The organism is Vibrio sp. V33_P6A3T137 (assembly GCF_009904835.1).
Classification (GTDB): Bacteria; Pseudomonadota; Gammaproteobacteria; order Enterobacterales; family Vibrionaceae; genus Vibrio; species Vibrio metschnikovii.
In genome coordinates this window covers 22,118-40,673 of the sequence record NZ_WXWK01000095.1, presented here as the reverse complement: position 1 = coordinate 40,673, position 18,556 = coordinate 22,118, and the positions used below count along the sequence as shown (strand labels likewise).

The following is an 18,556-nucleotide window of genomic DNA, read 5'->3' as shown; positions in this document are numbered from 1 at the left end:
TTGAGCTAACCTGTACTAATTGCCCGTGAGGCTTAACCATACAACACCCAAGGGGTTTTGGTGGACTCAAAGAAGTGCATTGAATGTGTAGAGAATGAAAAACAGCTTTCCGAATTAACCAAATTTGCTTGGCGACCATAGCGTTTTGGACCCACCTGACTCCATGCCGAACTCAGAAGTGAAACGAAACAGCGTCGATGGTAGTGTGGGGTCTCCCCATGTGAGAGTAGAACATCGCCAGGCTTTAATACTTGTGTTTAGACTTAGCGTCTGAAGACAGAAACTCAATAAAGCAGCCAATCAGACTTTATCGAGTAACAAGACAATGTGGAGCGGTAGTTCAGTTGGTTAGAATACCGGCCTGTCACGCCGGGGGTCGCGGGTTCGAGTCCCGTCCGCTCCGCCACTGATAAGAGTCCCTAGCAGCAATGCTGGGGATTTTTTGCATGGGGCAAATAGGCAAACTACTAGAATTTGGACGTTCTTGACCCGTCAACCGCTTTGGAAGTCGCTGATCACTCGCCATAATGCCCTCACCAATGGATCATCGAGCTGAGAACGTTTGCAACAGACTCCTAATTTAAAGGGCTTAATCGGTAATACAGAGAGTTTTTGCACCTTATCTCTGAGCGGACTATTGTTGATCACGACATCTGGGGCCACGCCAACACCACAACCTAATGCTACTAAACTCACGATAGCTTCATGTCCGGCGATTTGTGCATAGATATTGGGTTTAATCTTCATTTTCTTAAACCAACTGTTGGCTCTCTCTCGTGCTGTCCCTGCCTCGGGAACAATAAAGGGTATTTGGTTCCAATCGGGAAACTCTTTTTGCAGCTCTTCTAAAAAATGACTGATCCCTGTAGGGGCTATCACTGACAGCGGTATTTCACTGATCGTAGCGAATTCAAGCCTTGAAGGCACATTGTCAGGGATTGCTGCAATGGCAATATCCGCCTCATCTTCAAGAATAATTTCAATCGCTTGAGCTGGATCGCCCGTGAGTAATTTGAATTCAATATAAGGATGTTGGAGACGAAAAGCATTGAGTAAATCAGGTAAGTGGCTGTAACTGGCAGTGACCGAGCAAAATAAACGAATTTCACCTTTCAGTTCACTGTGCTGTTCATTAAGTTGTAACTGTAGTTGTCGCCAGTCATTAAGTATACGCTGGGCGACGGGTAAGAGTTTATAGCCAGATGGGGTGATCTCTACACTTCGATTATCGCGGACAAATAAACTATGACCTATTTCGTCCTCTAATTTTTGAATTTGTCGACTCAGTGCTGACGGACTGACATGCAGTGCTTTTGCTGTGCTGCTAAAATTTTTATGCTCACAAAGGTGTACGAATAGCTGTAGGGTTTTTATGTTCATTAATCTTACCATTGTTGCATTTATTGCAATTACTACTTGTGAATATATCACTTTAAGCAATGATGTTCATGCACTACTATGAAAGCTATTCGGTGTATGACCACCGACCGTATGGATCATCATCAAGGAGCGCCCAATGGCTAACTATTTCAACACATTAAATTTACGCGAACAGCTCGATCAGTTGGGTCGTTGCCGATTTATGGCCCGAGAAGAATTTGCGTCAGAAGCCGATTATCTGAAAGGTAAGAAAATAGTCATTGTAGGGTGTGGCGCTCAGGGCCTGAACCAAGGCCTAAATATGCGTGATTCTGGACTTGATATTGCTTATGCTTTACGTCAAGTGGCGATTGATGAACAACGTCAATCTTATAAGAATGCACAGTCTAACGGCTTTCCAGTCGGTAGCTATGAAACACTGATTCCGCAGGCGGATCTAGTGATAAACCTAACCCCAGATAAGCAACACACTAATGTGGTAGAAAGTATTATGCCACTAATGAAACAAGGGGCAGCACTTGGTTATTCTCATGGTTTCAATATTGTCGAAGAAGGCATGCAGATCCGCAAAGATATTACGGTCGTGATGGTCGCCCCTAAGTGCCCTGGAACGGAAGTTCGTGAAGAGTATAAGCGTGGCTTTGGCGTTCCGACCTTAATTGCGGTCCATCCGGAAAATGATCCTCAAGGTGAAGGCTGGGAAATTGCTAAAGCGTGGGCGGCGGCAACGGGAGGGCATCGTGCTGGGTGCTTGGAGTCTTCGTTTATTGCAGAAGTAAAATCTGACTTAATGGGTGAACAAACCATTCTTTGTGGGATGTTACAAGCGGGCTCAATTGTCTGTTATGAAAAGATGGTTGCTGAAGGCGTTGACCCAAGTTATGCCGGAAAACTACTCCAATATGGTTGGGAAACCATCACAGAAGCACTCAAGTTTGGCGGTATCACTCATATGATGGATCGCCTATCAAATCCAGCTAAAGTAAAAGCTTTTGAGTTATCAGAGCAACTTAAAGATTTATTACGCCCACTGTATAACAAACACATGGATGACATTATTGCTGGTCACTTCTCTCGGACTATGATGGCTGACTGGGCGAATGATGATGCTGAGCTACTGGGGTGGCGCGCCGAAACGGCACAAACTGCGTTTGAAAATTATCCTGATTCGAACATCAAAATTGCTGAACAAGAGTATTTTGATAATGGCATTCTGATGATTGCGATGGTTCGTGCTGGGGTTGAGCTAGCCTTTGAGGCGATGACCGCATCAGGAATTATCGACGAATCGGCCTACTATGAATCACTACACGAGTTACCATTGATAGCCAATACTATTGCCCGTAAGCGTTTGTATGAAATGAACGTAGTGATTTCGGATACTGCTGAGTATGGTAATTACTTATTTGCCAACGTCGCCACACCATTGCTGCGTGAGCAATTTATGCCTTCAGTAAGTACCGATGTGATTGGCAAGGGACTTGGTGCGGTTTCCAATCAAGTTGATAACGCAACGTTAATTGAAGTTAATAGTGCGATTCGCAACCACCCAGTTGAATATATTGGTGAAGAACTTCGTGGCTATATGCAAGATATGAAGCGTATCGCGGTTGGTGATTAACCGCTAGTCGCACTAAAGAGCAACACAGCAAACACAACAACATAAAAATATAATAAAGGGGCTGAGTGATACACGAAGCCCCACTTTTTTCCTTCCGGTTCACATTTCCCAGTTAACGCTACTTATTTTTCGTTAAGTTTCGCTTCCAGCTCGTTAAGTTTCTGCTCCATATCGCTGAGTTTTTGACGCGTACGTAGTAAGACTTGCGTTTGTACATCAAATTCTTCTCGGCTAACCACATCGAGTTTATTTAATTGTCCTTGGATAACTTGGCGCACTTTTTGTTCGACATCAGAGCCGAGGTCTTTGACGGGTTGAGGCATTGAGTCGTGGATTTGTTTAGCAATTTGTTCTAGTTTTTTGGGATCAAACATTGGGTGGTCTCTCCTTATTTATTGCCGCTATTCTATGCAATTCATGGTTAAAAGTCGTTACTTAGCCAATAAAAAAGGCCACGTTTGTGGCCTTTGCGATAACAGAGGAAGAAGCTTACGAGCGATTTTCTGCTAGTTGCCGTTGAGCGGCTTTTGCTTCATCAATCCGTGCGAGTTTCTCTAGATCTTTATCTTCAACGAAGATAGGAAGCGGTTTGTGTTTCTCCGCTAAATAGCTATAAATTACCGGAAGTACAAATAGCGTAAACAGAGTACCAATCGAGAGACCTGCGACAATCACGATGCCAATACTAAAGCGCTGTGCGGCTCCTGCACCCGTTGCGTACATCAGTGGTATCAAGCCTGCAATCATCGCCGCTGTAGTCATCAATATTGGACGTAGACGAACCTTGGCTGCTGCCATCACGGCATCAATACGGCTGAGCTTATTATGTAACTGCTCTTCTTTGGCCACCTCACAAATCAAAATCCCGTGCTTAGTAATCAAACCGACCAGAGTGATTAACCCGACTTGCGAGTAGATATTCATGGTTGATGCTCCCCACGCCAGGGCGATCAGCGCGCCGCAGATAGCTAAAGGTACAGATACCATGATCACTAATGGATCGCGAATCGATTCAAATTGAATCGCCAAAACTAGGAAGATAATCGCTAATGCTAAGCCAAAGGTCACGTAGAGTGCGCTTCCCTCTGTCACGTATTGTCTTGCTTCGCCCATATAATCATGGCTATAGCCTTTAGGCAGTTGAGTTTCAGCAATGTTTTCAAACCAAGCGATGGCATCACCCATTGCGGTACCTGGTGCAGGTACCGCACCAACCGTTGCTGAATTTAACTGATTAAAGTGAGGCAGTGAGCGCGGCTCGGCGACCACATCAATGGTGATCAAGCTGCCCAATGGGATCATGTTGCCATCGGAAGCCCGTACAAAGTAGTTTTTCATTGATTCAGGGTTAAGGCGATATTTACGCTCGACCTGCGGAATGACCTCGTAAGATCGGCCATCTAAGTCAATACGGTTAACATAGCCATCGGCCATCATGGTCCCTAACGTCATACCAATATCCTGCATGGTCACACCGTAAGCGCCCGCCTTGTCCTTGTCGATGTTGATTTTCATCGTCGCGGAATCGTAGTTCAGATCCAAATCCGAATAGATAAAGAGTGGGCTAGCTTTGACTTGTGTTAATACATCACTGGCAATGGTGAATAAGCTCTCAAATGCGTTAGGTGTAGTGATGACAAACTGAATCGGTAATCCAGAACCTGCGCCGGGTAACTCAGGCATTTGGAAAGCTGTTACCGCCATGCCGGGAATATCTTGTACTAAGTGGCCAACACGTTTCGTCACTTCTGCTTGACTGGCTTGACGTTCGCTCCAAGGGAACATTGAAGCAATACCAAACGCTTGGTTAGAATTTGGAACCCCGGTAAACACTTGAGCAAATTGTACCTCTGGCTGATCAGAGAGAATTTTATTCACTTCATGCATCGTATTCGATAGGTAATCTAAGTTAGCGTTAGATTGTCCAGTACCGAGTAGCATGATTACCCCTTTATCTTCCGATGGGGCCAGTTCACTAGGAATGAATTTAAATAAAATGGGTAGACTCGCAAACACGATGATCGCAAAGGCAATCACGACTGGGCGATGCAACATCACCGCTTGCAACATGCGATCATAGCGCTGAGTTAACTTATCGAGTAGATGATGCACGGTTTGTTCAAATTTGCTCGGTATTTCATTGGCTTTGAGCATCTTCGAGCACATCATCGGTGATAAGGTTAAGGCGATAATACCAGAGACAAACACTGCGCCAGCTAAGGTTAGCGCAAACTCTTTAAACAATGCACCCGTGATCCCGCCCATTAAAGCGATCGGAGCATATACCGCACCTAGCGTTAAAGTCATCGAAATGACTGGAACCGCGATTTCCCGAGTACCGATAATCGCCGCTCGAAACGGTGACTCTCCTTCTTTAATATGCCGGTCAATGTTTTCTAGTACGACAATCGCATCATCAACCACCAGACCGATCGCCAACACCATCGCAAGTAGTGTCATCAGGTTCCATGAGAATCCCATCGCTTGCATCACCATAGCGACACCAATCAGTGATAGCGGAATGGTAATAATGGGAATAATCACCGCTCGCAACGATCCTAAGAATAGCGTGATCACCACCAGTACAATTAACGCCGCTTCAATGATGGTTTTGATAACCTCATGAATGGATTCATTAATCGCAACGGTAGAGTCATACATGACATTCATTTTTATCGTGCTTGGCATATTGCGCTCAAGCTCAGGCAGGACATCAAGAACATCTTTGGCAATATTGATAGGGTTAGCGCTTGGGGCGGCGTTAATTGCTGCCACAACCGCTTCTTGCCCATTAGCACTCGCACGGTAGCTGTCATGACTCTTCGCTAAACTGACTTTGGCAATGTCAGCCAGACGAATAATGTTGCTAGCATCGGTCCTTACGACAAGGTTTTTGAGTTCTTCAACACTAGAGACTTGAGTATCAGCACTACCATTAAACAGCACAAACTCACCGGTGATTTGACCGGTCGCCGATTGATAGTTATTTGCGCTCAATACGCCCATAACATCTTTCGCGGTTAGATTAAACGCCGCCATTTTTGCTGGATCTAACCACACACGTAGGGCATATTTCATACCACCGTACAGATCGATACTGGAAATACCATTAATTGCGTACAGCTGAGGGTTAATCACCCGTTGTAAATAATCGGTGATCTGACTGGAATCAAGTTCATTACTAGTGAAACCCAGATACAACACGGCGGTTGTTGAACCTGTCGACATACTGACCGATGGATCTTCGGCCTCTTTTGGCAGCTGAGAGCGAACCGAGTTGGTTTTGGCTAAAATATCTGCCAATGCTGCGTTAGGGTCAGTATTGAGTTTCATGTAAACGGTGATTTTGGAGCTACCTAACACCGATTGAGACGTCATATAGTCAATATTATCGGCTTGAGCCACCGCTTGTTCTAATGGCTGAGTGATAAAGCCTTGAATCAAGTCGGCACTGGCACCGTAATAACTGGTAGAGACCGTAATCACCGTATTGGTCATTTCAGGGTATTCGCTCACTTGCATTTTGAACATCGCTTGCAAACCAAGCAATGCAATCAAAAAGCTGATCGATACCGCTAAAACTGGACGTTTAATAAAAACATCAGTAAAGCGCATAATTCCTCCGGTTACAGCATCGGTGTTTTGGCTGGTGGAGTCGTCGCATCGCTTTCTACGATACGTACTTTCACGCCATTGCTTAAACGAACTTGCCCTGTAGTGACAACGACATCCCCAGGATTTATGCCTTCGAGGATATGAGCAATGTCACGAGTACGTTCACCAACTTTGATGACTCTTTGTTCGACACGCTGTTCACCTTTATCTTTAGTCAACACAAATACACTATCGCCATAGAGTGTAAAGGTGATGGCGGTTTGAGGCAGAGTCACCTGATTCTCTAGTGTTGGTAAGATGATGTGCGAGCGAGCAAACATACCACTGCGTAATTTACCATCGCTATTAGGGATATCCGCTTGAACTTGAATCAAACCACTTTGCACGCTAACGGCAGGTTCAATCGCCGTGATCGAGCCTTTAAACGAATCGTCAGGATAAGCATCGACAAAAATATCAACATTTTGTCCGATGAAAATGCGGGAAATATCAGTTTGTGGCACGGTAAAACGTAGACGCATGACGGTGGTGTCTTCTAGGCGTACGATGTCAGTGCCGGGTTGTAAATATTGACCGAGATTGACATTACGAATACCTACCACGCCAGCAAAAGGGGCCTTAATTTCGCGGCGAGCGATAGCGGCTTTTAAGCTTTCGATATCGGCAGCGAGCGAGTAGTAACTGGCTTCGGCATCATCAAGAGCTTCTTTAGAGATTGACCCTTTACTGAACAAACCTTTATAGCGCTCATATTTGGCTTTTGCGGCAGGGAGTCGAGCTTTTGAGCTCTTTAAATTGGCTTGTTCGACGGCAGAGTCAAGCATTACCAATGGTTGATCTTCTTCTACTTGAGCGCCTGATTCAAACAAGATGCGATCAATCACGCCACTGGTTTCTGTCGTTAGAGTGACGCCTTGATTCGGCTCAATAAAACCAATGGCTTCAATCACGGGTACCCAATCAACGGCATTGACCTCAGTGACCGTTACCGGAAATTCTGCTTCAGGTCGATTAGCCATAAATTCAGCGATTTTTTGCTGTTTAAACAGATTGAAACCTATCACGCTACCAAATAGCAGCACAACGATAAGTAACATAAATAATGTCCACTTTTTCATTCTGATGAGAACTCCAAGTTAATGTTGAATGACGGTATCTCAATCGGCTCGATAACGACTTGAAATGTGCCACATGGTTGAAATGTTTCCCTATCACAATCGATGAGAGGGGTTAGGTTTTCTTGAGTTTGGGACCAAGTGCGCTGGATACACCTCATGCTCAATAGCTAAATAAACCGGTAGCAACGTTTATAAAACGTAGGTGGTTGTACCGATGATTACCAGTAAAGAGAGAGTCCAATAGCTATTTTTTGCTCAATTCATTTTATTTGCAATCAGTTGTTATGGTTTGGCATTCATATTTTTCTTCTGACTGAATAATAAGCTTGCCATCATATCTGATTAACTGAGGTCACATTATAGCCTACAACCTAACCATGTTTGCAATACAGTTGTGCAGTAAATGAGAAAAAATTTTACTTTGCGACTGTTTTTTGAGTTCAACATAGTATTGAGCCATCAGCGGCATTATGATTAGCGTCTTGAATAATCCACACAGAGAAGAAGATGAAGCTGAACTCACGACAAGATGAAGCGGTAAAGTATGTATCGGGTCCTTGTCTCGTCCTCGCGGGAGCTGGGTCGGGAAAAACCCGCGTGATTACCAATAAAATTGCCTATTTAGTTCAGCAGTGTGGATATAAGGCACGTAATATTGCAGCGGTGACCTTTACTAATAAAGCCGCTCGAGAAATGAAAGATCGCGTTGGTCAAACATTAGGTAAAGCGGAGTCGCGTGGTCTCATCGTATCAACGTTTCATACCCTTGGTTTAACTATTATTCGAAGAGAGTACAAAGCGTTAGGGTTAAAACCCGGTTTCTCATTATTCGACGATCAAGATCAATTAGCATTATTGAAAGAGCTTACGGAATCTCAGCTAGAGGGCGATAAAGATTTGTTGCGTCAGCTATTAAGTACCATTTCTAATTGGAAGAATGACATGGTATCGCCGCAACAAGCCAAAGCCATCGCAAAGGGTGAGCAGCAACAACTTTTTGCTTTTTGTTATGAGTGTTATCAGAAGCAGATGCAAGCGTATAACGCCTTAGACTTCGACGATTTGATCTCACTACCCGTTCGGCTCTTGCGTGATCATCAAGAGGTGAGAACGCGTTGGCAAAGTCGTATCCGCTATTTACTCGTTGATGAATATCAAGACACCAACACCAGTCAGTATGAATTAGTTAAACTATTGGTCGGTGAGCGTGGGCGCTTAACTGTCGTGGGTGATGATGATCAATCGATCTACTCTTGGCGAGGCGCTCGACCACAAAATTTGGTCCAGCTAGGTCAAGATTTTAGCCATTTAAAATTGATTAAATTAGAGCAGAATTATCGTTCAACCAGTCGAATTTTACGTGCCGCGAACATTTTGATAGCTAACAATCCTCATGTGTATGAAAAAGTACTGTTTTCCGATATTCCTGATGGGGAAAAACTCAAAGTCATTATTGCTAATAATGAAGATCATGAAGCTGAGCGAGTCACTGCAGAGCTGATCGCCCATAAATTTCTTAATCGTACCGAATACCGTGATTACGCGATTTTATATCGGAGTAATCATCAGTCGCGTCTGATTGAAAAGTCACTGATGCAGAACCGAGTGCCTTATAAGTTATCTGGGGGAACGTCATTTTTTTCTCGGGCAGAAATTAAAGACATCATGGCTTATTTGCGAGTTTTGGTGAATCCGGATGACGATAATGCCTTTTTACGGATCGTGAATACTCCTAAGCGAGAAATAGGGCCTGCGACCTTAGAAAAACTAGGTAGTTACGCCAACATGCGAGGTAAAAGTCTGTTTGCGGCGAGTTTTGAACTGGGATTGGAACAACATTTAGCGGGGCGAGGCCTAGATAATGTACGACGTTTTACGCAGTGGTTAGTTGAAATCACCGATAATGCGGAACGTGGCAATACTGTCGAAGCCTTACGCTCGCTGGTGCGTGATATTCACTACGAAGATTGGTTGTATGAGACATCTTCAAGCGCGAAAGCGGCGGAAATGCGTATGAAAAATGTTTCCGAGCTTTATTCGTGGATTGTCGCCGATTTAGAAGGTGACAATTATGATCAAGAAGAGAAAACGCTTAAAGAAGTGGTTCAACGCTTGACCCTACGTGACATGATGGAGCGTGGCGAGCAAGATGATGATAGTGATGCTGTTCAGCTAATGACGTTGCATGCCTCGAAAGGATTGGAGTTTCCTTACGTTTATCTAATAGGCGCTGAAGAAGGCATTTTGCCTCATCAAACCAGTATTGATGAAGAGAATGTCGAAGAGGAGCGTCGTTTGATGTACGTTGGCATTACACGAGCGCAGCGAGAATTAACGTTTACCGTTTGTAAAGAACGCCGTCAGTTTGGTGAACTGATTAAACCGACCCAAAGTCGCTTTTTGGATGAATTACCTTACGACGATGTTGAATGGGAAACGAAGAAAAAAGTGCTTTCTCAAGAAGAGCGAATGAATAAAGGCCAAGCACATATCGCTAATTTAAAAGCCATGTTTACTAAAAAATAGCCAATATCGACTTTAGCCATTAACGGATTATTTTGGGTGATGGCGTATTGTCTATGACTGATAACGCGCTTTAGAGGCAAGAGTTAGCGGTAAAATTGGCTTTTATCGGCAAGGTTTGTTGAAAAAGACGCCAAACAAGAAAAAAAGTTGAAAAAGTACTAGACGCCCTCAGGGGATATCCGTATTATTCCACTCCGCCGATAGGGCATGCGCCCGTAGCTCAGCTGGATAGAGCGTTGGCCTCCGGAGCCAAAGGTCGAAGGTTCGAATCCTTTCGGGCGCGCCATCCGGTTGGTTGATTAGGGTGTGTATTGGCAACATCAGTGGTGGCTATAGCTCAGTTGGTAGAGCCCCGGATTGTGATTCCGGTTGTCGCGAGTTCGAGCCTCGTTAGTCACCCCATTATTTTGGTAGCAATAGCTTCCATTCTTGATTTTTCGAGATAAAAAATTATATCGGTGAGCAGCGCAGTTTAGTAGCGCATCCCGAGTTTGGGAATAGCGGACCAGAGGGCGACCCTCGGTAGTTATTCTTAAAGTAAAAATTGTTTCGGTGAATAGCGCAGCTTGGTAGCGCATCTGGTTTGGGACCAGAGGGTCGGGGGTTCGAATCCCTCTTCACCGACCATTTTCAATAAGTTAAGCAATTAGCTTAACTGACAAATAGCTATAATTAGTTAGCTATTACAAAGATTGATGGTGGCTATAGCTCAGTTGGTAGAGCCCCGGATTGTGATTCCGGTTGTCGCGAGTTCGAGCCTCGTTAGTCACCCCATTATTAAGCAGTATAAAAAGATATCGGTGAACGGCGTAACTTGGTAGCGCATCCCGATTTTAGGAGCAGCGGACCAGAGGGCGACCCTCGTTAGTTGTTCTTAAAGCAAAAAATTGTTTCGGTGAATAGCGCAGCTTGGTAGCGCATCTGGTTTGGGACCAGAGGGTCGGGGGTTCGAATCCCTCTTCACCGACCACTATAAGAAGCCCTAGTCGAAAGACTGGGGCTTTTTTCATGCGCTAAATTTAAAATGATATAGCGCTCTTGCTAGGGTCGGGGGTTCGCCTGATATTCAAGCCCAGCTCTTCACCGACCACTGCAAGAAGCCCTAGTCGAAAGACTGGGGCTTTTTTTCATGCGCTAAATTTAAAACGACATAGCGCTCTTGCTAGGGTCGGGGGTTCGCCTGATATTCAAGCCTAGCTCTTCACCGACCACTATAAAGAAGCCCTAGTCGAAAGACTGGGGCTTTTTTCATGCGCTAAATTTAAAACGACATAGCGCTCTTGCTAGGGTCTGGGGTTCGCCTGATATTTAAGCCCAGCTCTTCACCGACTACTGCAAGAAGCCCTAGTCGAAAGACTGGGGCTTTTTGTGATTATGGTAGAGATAAGTGGTGAGTCAGCGCTGAGTTGAGCTTTTCGATAACTCAGCGATAAATTTATCTTTTCGAGTTTGCTTGTTGCTTTTATGTGAAAATTTTGCCAAATTGTTCAACTTGTAAATAACCAGAACAATGGACTGGTCAAAAGGATTGATTGGTACTGACTGAATAATCAGCCATTTTATGGTCTGAATCAGTCAGTCTCAGACACGGATAATTACGCCATAGCGGTTGAGGTCTGGTTTGCATGTCACTTTTAGAAGTTAATAACTTACGCATAGAATATCCCTCACGTCATGGGGTTCATGTTGCGGTAAAATCACTCACACTGGATATTCAGCGCGGTGAAATTGTCGGTGTCGTCGGTGAATCGGGGGCTGGCAAATCGACCGTCGGTAATGCAATTATTGATCTATTGAGTCCTCCTGGCACCGTTGCTGGTGGTGAGGTGTTTTTAAATGGTGAGAAAATTTCTGGCCTATCAATAGAAAAAATGCGCCAAGTGCGTGGTTCAAAAATCGGCTTTATTTTTCAAGATCCGATGACGTCTTTAAATCCATTATTCACCGTTGAACAGCAGTTAACGGAAACCATTCATGCCAATATGAAGGTGAGTAATGAACAGGCTTACCAACGCGCATTAGCGTTGATGAATCAAGTAGGTATTCCGCAGCCTGAAAATCGTCTTAAGCAGTATCCTCATCAATTTTCAGGTGGTATGCGTCAAAGAGTGGTTATCGCTATCGCCTTGGCCGGAGAGCCGGACCTGATCATTGCCGATGAGCCAACCACTGCGCTAGACGTGTCTATTCAAGATCAGATCTTGAGTTTGATTCGTGATTTGTGTAAGAAAAATAATGTTGGCTGTATGCTGGTGACCCACGATATGGGCGTTGTTTCTAATGTTACCGACCGTGTTGCAGTTATGTATCGCGGTGATCTCGTCGAATTTGGACCGACGGCGAAAGTGCTTGGCGACCCTGATCATCCTTACACACGTAGTTTGATCTCTGCCGTCCCGCGTTCGGACATGAAATTAGACCGATTTCCACTGGTCAGCTACATCGAACAAGCCAGTGAGCTGGCGCCACTGGATATCAAAACTCATTGGTTAGGGCAAAGCCAAGATCAGCGTGCCTATACTGGTCCACTATTGAATGTTGAGCAGGTTAACTTGCGCTTTGTAACCAAAGACTCATTGTTTGCCAGTCGTCGTGAATATGTTCAAGCATCGAACAATGTCAGTTTCCAAGTCCATGAAGGGGAAACGTTTGGACTGGTCGGTGAGTCGGGATCGGGTAAATCAACCATCGCGCGAGTGATCGCGGGCTTATATCAACCTAATGAAGGTCGAGTGACGTTTGAGGGAATCGATCTTACCGCTCTCAAATCGGAAAAACAGCGTCGTCCTATCCGCCGTCAAATGCAAATGGTGTTTCAAAATCCGTATACGTCAATGAATCCTCGCATGAAGGTGATGGACATTATTGCTGAACCAATTCGCTTCCACCATTTGACCGACAATGAATCGCAAACCCGGCAAATCGTGCACGATCTTTTAGAGTATGTTGGCTTGGGCCGAATGGCTGGCGTTAAGTATCCTCATGAGTTTTCTGGTGGTCAGCGTCAACGTATTTCGATTGCTCGAGCTCTCGCGACTCGTCCTCGTCTATTGATTTGTGATGAACCGACTTCTGCCTTGGATGTTTCTGTGCAAGCACAAATCTTGAATTTATTAAAAGACTTACAGCAAGAGCTCAATTTAACCATGTTATTCATCAGTCATGATTTGCCGGTTATTCGCCAGATGTGTGACCGAGTCGGGGTGATGAAGATGGGGACCTTATTGGAAGTTGCCCCAACAGAGCAATTGTTTACCCATCCACAACATGAATACAGTCAACAATTGATCTCGTTAATGCCGGAATTCACAGGCTTAAGAGAACAACGAGTCTCGGCTTAATGCGCGATGAGCGTTAAAGGTTGACGATAGGTCATCGACGTTGTACCCAATAACCAAAACAACCCATAGGGATATCGATTCCCGCATAAGGAGTTATGCAATGAAAATCATTAAAAGCAAGCTAGCCCTAGCCTTAATTGCTGCTGGACTGAGTTTTTCGCTCAACGCTGCACAAATCAAAATCGCTTACGATTCAGACCCCGTGTCGATGGATCCTCATGAGCAGCTCTCTGGCGGTACACTTCAGTTATCGCACATGGTGTTTGATCCGCTGATTCGTTTTACTCAAGACATGCAATTTGAAGCCCGTTTAGCGAAATCTTGGCAGCGTTTGGATGATGAAACCATGCGCTTTCATTTGCGCGAAGGCGTCAAGTTTCACTCTGGTAATCCTTTCACCGCCGATGATGTGATATGGACGTTCAATCGCTTGAAAGAGTCCGCCGATTTTAAAGGTATTTTTGAGCCGCTAGCTTCGATCAGTAAAGTGGATGATTACACGGTGGATATTAAAACCCATGGTGTTTATCCCCTGATCGAAAACGTTGCGACCTATATTTTCCCGATGGACAGCCAGTTCTACTCTGGTAAGACCGCTGATGGCAAAGATAAAGCGGAAATTGTCAAACACGGATCTTCCTTTGCTTCTTTAAATGCTTCGGGCACCGGCCCTTTCATTATTACTCACCGTGAGCAGGGTATTCGTATGGAGTTTGCTCGCTTTACGGATTACTGGGATACAGCCAGCAAAGGTAACGTTGAGAAACTGACTCTCGTGCCAATCAAAGAAGATGCAACCCGTGTGGCGGCATTATTATCCGGTGGTGTTGATATGATTGCACCTGTCTCGCCTAATGATTACCAGCGCATTCGTAATGCGCGTGATGTTGAGCTGTACACCATGCCGGGTACACGCGTGATCACCTTTCAATTAAACCAAAATAGTCATGAAGCCCTACGTGATGTACGTGTTCGTCAAGCGATTGTCTATGCGATTAATAATCAAGGGATTGTCGATCGTGTTATGCGTGGTGCCGCGACAGCTGCAGGTCAGCAAAGCCCAGTCGGTTATGCCGGTTATAACGAGAATCTCAAACCGCGTTTTGATCTTGAAAAAGCCAGACAATTGATGAAAGACGCTGGTTATGAACAAGGCTTTAATTTGTCGATGATTTCGCCGAATAACCGCTATGTTAATGACGATAAAATTGCTCAAGCCGCTTCTGCAATGCTTGCTCGTATCAATATTAAAGTTGATTTGAAAACCATGCCTAAAGCGCAATATTGGCCAGAATTTGATAAATGTGCGGCGGATATGTTGCTGATTGGTTGGCACCCAGATACAGAAGATTCAGCTAACTTTACCGAGTTTTTGACCATGACGCGTAATGAGCAAACGGGTAAAGGGCAATACAACTGTGGTCACTACTCTAATCCAGAAGTGGATGCTTTGGTCAATGCGTCTAACGTTGAGACTGATTTAGCCAAACGCAGTGAGATGTTGAAAAAGGTAGAAGAGATCTTATACAACGAAGCGGCATTCGTACCATTGCATTGGCAAGATCCTTCTTGGGCGGCGAAGAAAAACCTAGAGTTAGCGCCGATCATCAATGGTATGGACTTCCCTTACTTTGGCGATTTGGTGGTTAACAAGTAGCGTTTAGATAACCTTTCTGAAATGTTTGAAGTTGAGGAAAGGTTGCCCTCTCAGACGGCAACCTTTTTTCTTCTTTAAAGCGGTCGTTTTATTGTGGTTGATGTGGTCATCAACCCGACAAGAGTTATGGATAGTGTAAGGGGCAGGGAATGTTTTCTTTTTTGATCAAACGTCTATATCAGGCACTGATCGTCATGTTTGTGATTAGCTTGGTGGCGTTTGCCATTCAAGATAATTTAGGCGATCCGTTGCGTGAACTGGTTGGGCAATCGGTGTCAGAAGCACAGCGTCAAGCGATGCGTGATGAGTTGGGGCTTAATGACCCATTTTTAGTCAAATATAGTCGTTTCTTGGGCGCGGCGATCAAAGGTGATTTAGGGACTTCCTACTTTTTTAAACGTCCAGCGGCTGAGGTGATTTTAGATAAACTGGTTGCGACTCTTGAGCTAGTTTTTGCCGCGACCGTGATCATCATTACCTTATCGATTCCATTAGGCGTCTATTCGGCTATCCACCCTAAACGGCTGTTTTCGAAACTTATTATGGCAGGCAGCAGCATTGGTATTTCGATCCCAGTCTTTTTGACCGCCATTATGTTGATGTATGTGTTTTCGATTGAACTGGGTTGGCTGCCTTCTTATGGCCGCGGTCAAACCACCAACGTTTTCGGCTGGCAGTCGGGATTATTTAACCTCAATGGGTTAAGTCATTTAGTGTTACCAAGTGTCGCTTTGTCTTCGATTATGCTACCTCTCTTCATTCGTTTAGTCCGAGCAGAGATGTTAGAAGTTTTAAACTCTGAATACATTAAGTTCGCTAAAGCCAAAGGCTTAGCGATGAATAAAATCTATTTTCAACATGCTTTAAAAAACACCCTATTACCGGTGTTGACGGTAGGCGGCGTGCAAATTGGTACTATGGTGGCTTATACCATTTTGACCGAAACGGTCTTTCAGTGGCCGGGGACTGGATTACTCTTTTTGGAAGCGATTAATCGTGTCGATACACCGCTGATCACGGCTTACGTAATTTTTGTTGGGTTAATTTTTGTCGTCACCAATACGATCGTTGACTTACTGTATGGATTAATTAATCCGACGGTGAATCTCACCGGAAAAGGAGCCTAATCATGACGGCAATAACAACCATGCCCTCCGCTTGGCAGCGTTTTAAACAGTCGGATTTTTTGTATTATTTTTTACGCGATAAAGTGGCGATGGTCAGCTTTGCTCTATTTAGTGTTTTTTTACTGTTAGCCTTGTTAGCGCCTGTGATTGCGCCGAGTAATCCTTACGATCTCGCCAGTATCGACATCATGGATTCTGAGCTGCCTCCTATGTGGATAGACGGCGGTGATGGGCAATTTGTATTGGGTACTGATGGGCAAGGCCGAGATATTCTCTCAACCATTTTGTATGGCTCGCGCTTATCACTGACGATAGGCTTTCTCGCCGTTGGGTTGCAGCTTATCTTAGGGATCATTATTGGTCTTTCTGCGGGCTATTTTGGTGGGCGTATCGACAGTTTTTTAATGCGTTTTGCCGACATTCAACTCTCTTTTTCGACCATGATGGTAGCCATCATTGTTTCGGCGATTTTTAAAGCCAGTTTTGGCGGCGAGTTTTATAGCCAATATGCGGTGATCATGCTGGTGGTGATCATCGGTATTGCGGAATGGCCTCAGTATGCTCGAACCATTCGCGCATCCGTGTTAGCTGAAAAGCAAAAAGAGTACGTTGAAGCGGCGCGTGTGATGGGTTTTAAGTCGTTACGGATTATGTTTCGCCATATTTTGCCCAACTGTTTATCACCAATCTTAGTCATTTCGACAGTACAAATCGCCAATGCGATCATGTCTGAAGCGGCGTTGTCGTTTCTTGGTTTAGGACTGCCTGTCGATCAACCTTCTTTAGGAGCATTAATCAGCACCGGATTTAAGTATATTTTCTCTGGAGCATGGTGGATAACCGTATTCCCCGGCATCATCTTGATCAGCTTAGTTTTGGTGATTAACTTACTAGGAGATTGGCTGCGTGATGTCTTTAATCCTAAAATTTATAAAGGTTAAGGTCTAGCTGATTGATTTTATATCGATATGCCACTTACACTGAGAGTCGTCATTGAAGACGACTCTCTTTTTCTAGACATAGAGGTTGGCGTGATTTTCGCAGTGGTTTTTAGGTCATTGAGTTAGTAGCGAATCAAATCACGGTTGTCACTAAAGTTGGGATAACGATAGATATGAGAATCAGCACAATCAACACTGCACCACGAGGGCTCGTTTACCTACTATTGGGCGGAGCTTTATTCTTCAACGGCCCATTATTTGCGCAAGAGGTACTTTGCGAAGCGACGCAAGCCTCTAGCGAACAGTTACCGGTTCTGGCCAGTCATTGCCCGATCGGTGATGGGTTATGGGGCAATAGTCAGCCACGTTCAAGTCAATCTCAGTTCTGGATTCAATGTGGTCTACTTGATAAACCCTTATCGCTTGAACAAGCGAAGCTTATCTATCAACAGATTTCAACCCATGTATGGATGAAGCCAGAAGGGCGAGCCACACGCTGTTTGATCGGCCCCTACGATAGTTTTACCCAAGCACGCAGTGAGTTGATGCTGGTTAATAACCTTGCCGCTTATCGTGATGCGTTTATTCGAGAAATTCGCCCATCAGCACCGCCTTCCTCAACGGTAACTACTCCAACCACGGACAGTTCGGCAAAACAGGCGGAACGAAAAGTGGCAGAAAGTGGTGTAGCGGCAATTCAACCGCTACGCTCTGCTCGGCCTGTAAGTGTTTCTGAAGATGTTGAGATCCGTCATCAAGCGACGATTAATGGCACGACTTATGTCGTTCCTTATAGCTTTGCGAAAAATAAGTCGTTTTATATGGAGCACAACCAGCCATGGAATCGACTCAGTTATGACGAAGCAAGAACGCTCTGTCAGCAACAAACGATGCGTTTGGTGAATCAGCAAGAGTGGCAGCAGCTATTAACCAGTCAAATTGCCGAGCGAGATCAGTGGCCATTATACATTCCCTATTGGGGAGAAGGTCGTAAAGGGTTATTTGCCAGCGGTAAAGTGACTCAACTACAAGGTAATTCGAAGCTGAATGTATTGTGTGTGAAGTCTGCACAATAAAGCCGTGGAGAGTGATTTAAGATGATTATTGAAGAATTCATCGATGTTGCATTAATACCATCCATTCAGCAATAGCCGTAATCACTGTCTATACTTTGCTCATTGGTAGCCGCTCTGTTATGGGGTATATGCTATTACTAACTGGAGGCGTTAG

11 protein-coding genes, 6 tRNA genes and 1 rRNA gene are annotated in these 18,556 nt (G+C 44.7%); 14 read left to right on the top strand and 4 right to left on the bottom strand.

Annotation, left to right across the window (positions count from 1 at the left end; genetic code table 11):
• Nucleotides 1-127: 127 nt before the first annotated feature.
• Nucleotides 128-243 (top strand): 5S ribosomal RNA (rrf, locus tag CAG60_RS09425).
• A gap of 86 nt (nt 244-329) precedes the next feature.
• A tRNA-Asp gene (locus CAG60_RS09420) sits at nt 330-406 on the top strand.
• Between the two features lie 86 nt (nt 407-492).
• Here the strand turns inward: CAG60_RS09420 and ilvY are convergent.
• A complete protein-coding gene (ilvY, locus tag CAG60_RS09415; RefSeq protein WP_161438809.1) occupies nt 493-1,380 on the bottom strand; it encodes an HTH-type transcriptional activator IlvY in 888 nt (295 codons plus the stop codon).
• A 136-nt stretch (nt 1,381-1,516) separates the two neighbouring features.
• Here ilvY and ilvC point away from each other — a divergent pair, with 136 nt between their 5' ends.
• A complete protein-coding gene (gene ilvC, locus CAG60_RS09410; RefSeq protein ID WP_158144505.1) occupies nt 1,517-3,001 on the top strand; it encodes a ketol-acid reductoisomerase in 1,485 nt (494 codons plus the stop codon).
• 122 nt (nt 3,002-3,123) lie between these two features.
• On the opposite strand, the gene ubiK is transcribed toward ilvC, so the two are convergent.
• The 3 genes from ubiK to CAG60_RS09395 all read right to left on the bottom strand — a co-directional run bounded on the left by ubiK (nt 3,124) and on the right by CAG60_RS09395 (nt 7,734).
• Nucleotides 3,124-3,375, bottom strand: coding sequence for a ubiquinone biosynthesis accessory factor UbiK (gene ubiK / locus CAG60_RS09405; protein WP_154169639.1), 252 nt, complete (start codon nt 3,373-3,375; stop codon nt 3,124-3,126).
• Nucleotides 3,376-3,490: 115 nt separating this feature from the next.
• On the bottom strand, nt 3,491-6,616 hold the full coding sequence (locus CAG60_RS09400; RefSeq protein WP_161438808.1) for a multidrug efflux RND transporter permease subunit: 3,126 nt from the start codon (nt 6,614-6,616) through the stop codon (nt 3,491-3,493).
• 11 nt (nt 6,617-6,627) lie between these two features.
• Nucleotides 6,628-7,734 (bottom strand): efflux RND transporter periplasmic adaptor subunit, encoded by a 1,107-nt coding sequence (locus tag CAG60_RS09395; RefSeq protein ID WP_040905713.1) that lies wholly within the window; start codon nt 7,732-7,734, stop codon nt 6,628-6,630.
• A gap of 507 nt (nt 7,735-8,241) precedes the next feature.
• Here CAG60_RS09395 and rep point away from each other — a divergent pair.
• The 11 genes from rep (at nt 8,242) to CAG60_RS09340 (ending at nt 18,402) form a co-directional block, all read left to right on the top strand.
• Nucleotides 8,242-10,260 (top strand): DNA helicase Rep, encoded by a 2,019-nt coding sequence (gene rep / locus CAG60_RS09390; protein WP_161438807.1) that lies wholly within the window; start codon nt 8,242-8,244, stop codon nt 10,258-10,260.
• Nucleotides 10,261-10,469: 209 nt separating this feature from the next.
• Nucleotides 10,470-10,546: transfer RNA gene (locus tag CAG60_RS09385), tRNA-Arg, on the top strand.
• Between the two features lie 40 nt (nt 10,547-10,586).
• Nucleotides 10,587-10,662 (top strand) — tRNA-His (locus tag CAG60_RS09380).
• Nucleotides 10,663-10,810: 148 nt separating this feature from the next.
• Nucleotides 10,811-10,887 (top strand) — tRNA-Pro (locus tag CAG60_RS09375).
• Between the two features lie 71 nt (nt 10,888-10,958).
• Nucleotides 10,959-11,034: transfer RNA gene (locus CAG60_RS09370), tRNA-His, on the top strand.
• Nucleotides 11,035-11,153: 119 nt separating this feature from the next.
• Nucleotides 11,154-11,230 (top strand) — tRNA-Pro (locus CAG60_RS09365).
• A gap of 655 nt (nt 11,231-11,885) precedes the next feature.
• Entirely contained in the window at nt 11,886-13,601 is a 1,716-nt protein-coding gene (locus CAG60_RS09360) for a dipeptide ABC transporter ATP-binding protein (protein WP_161438806.1), read from the top strand.
• Between the two features lie 100 nt (nt 13,602-13,701).
• Entirely contained in the window at nt 13,702-15,258 is a 1,557-nt protein-coding gene (locus CAG60_RS09355) for an ABC transporter substrate-binding protein (RefSeq protein WP_110168376.1), read from the top strand.
• Nucleotides 15,259-15,407: 149 nt separating this feature from the next.
• Nucleotides 15,408-16,385: an ABC transporter permease gene (locus CAG60_RS09350; protein WP_154169629.1), complete on the top strand. Its 978-nt coding sequence runs from the start codon at nt 15,408-15,410 to the stop codon at nt 16,383-16,385.
• A gap of 2 nt (nt 16,386-16,387) precedes the next feature.
• Nucleotides 16,388-17,326 carry an ABC transporter permease gene (locus CAG60_RS09345; RefSeq protein ID WP_154169627.1) on the top strand — a complete coding sequence of 313 codons (939 nt, stop codon included), beginning with the start codon at nt 16,388-16,390 and terminating at the stop codon, nt 17,324-17,326.
• 173 nt (nt 17,327-17,499) lie between these two features.
• On the top strand, nt 17,500-18,402 hold the full coding sequence (locus tag CAG60_RS09340; protein WP_161438805.1) for an SPOR domain-containing protein: 903 nt from the start codon (nt 17,500-17,502) through the stop codon (nt 18,400-18,402).
• Nucleotides 18,403-18,556 lie beyond the last annotated feature (154 nt).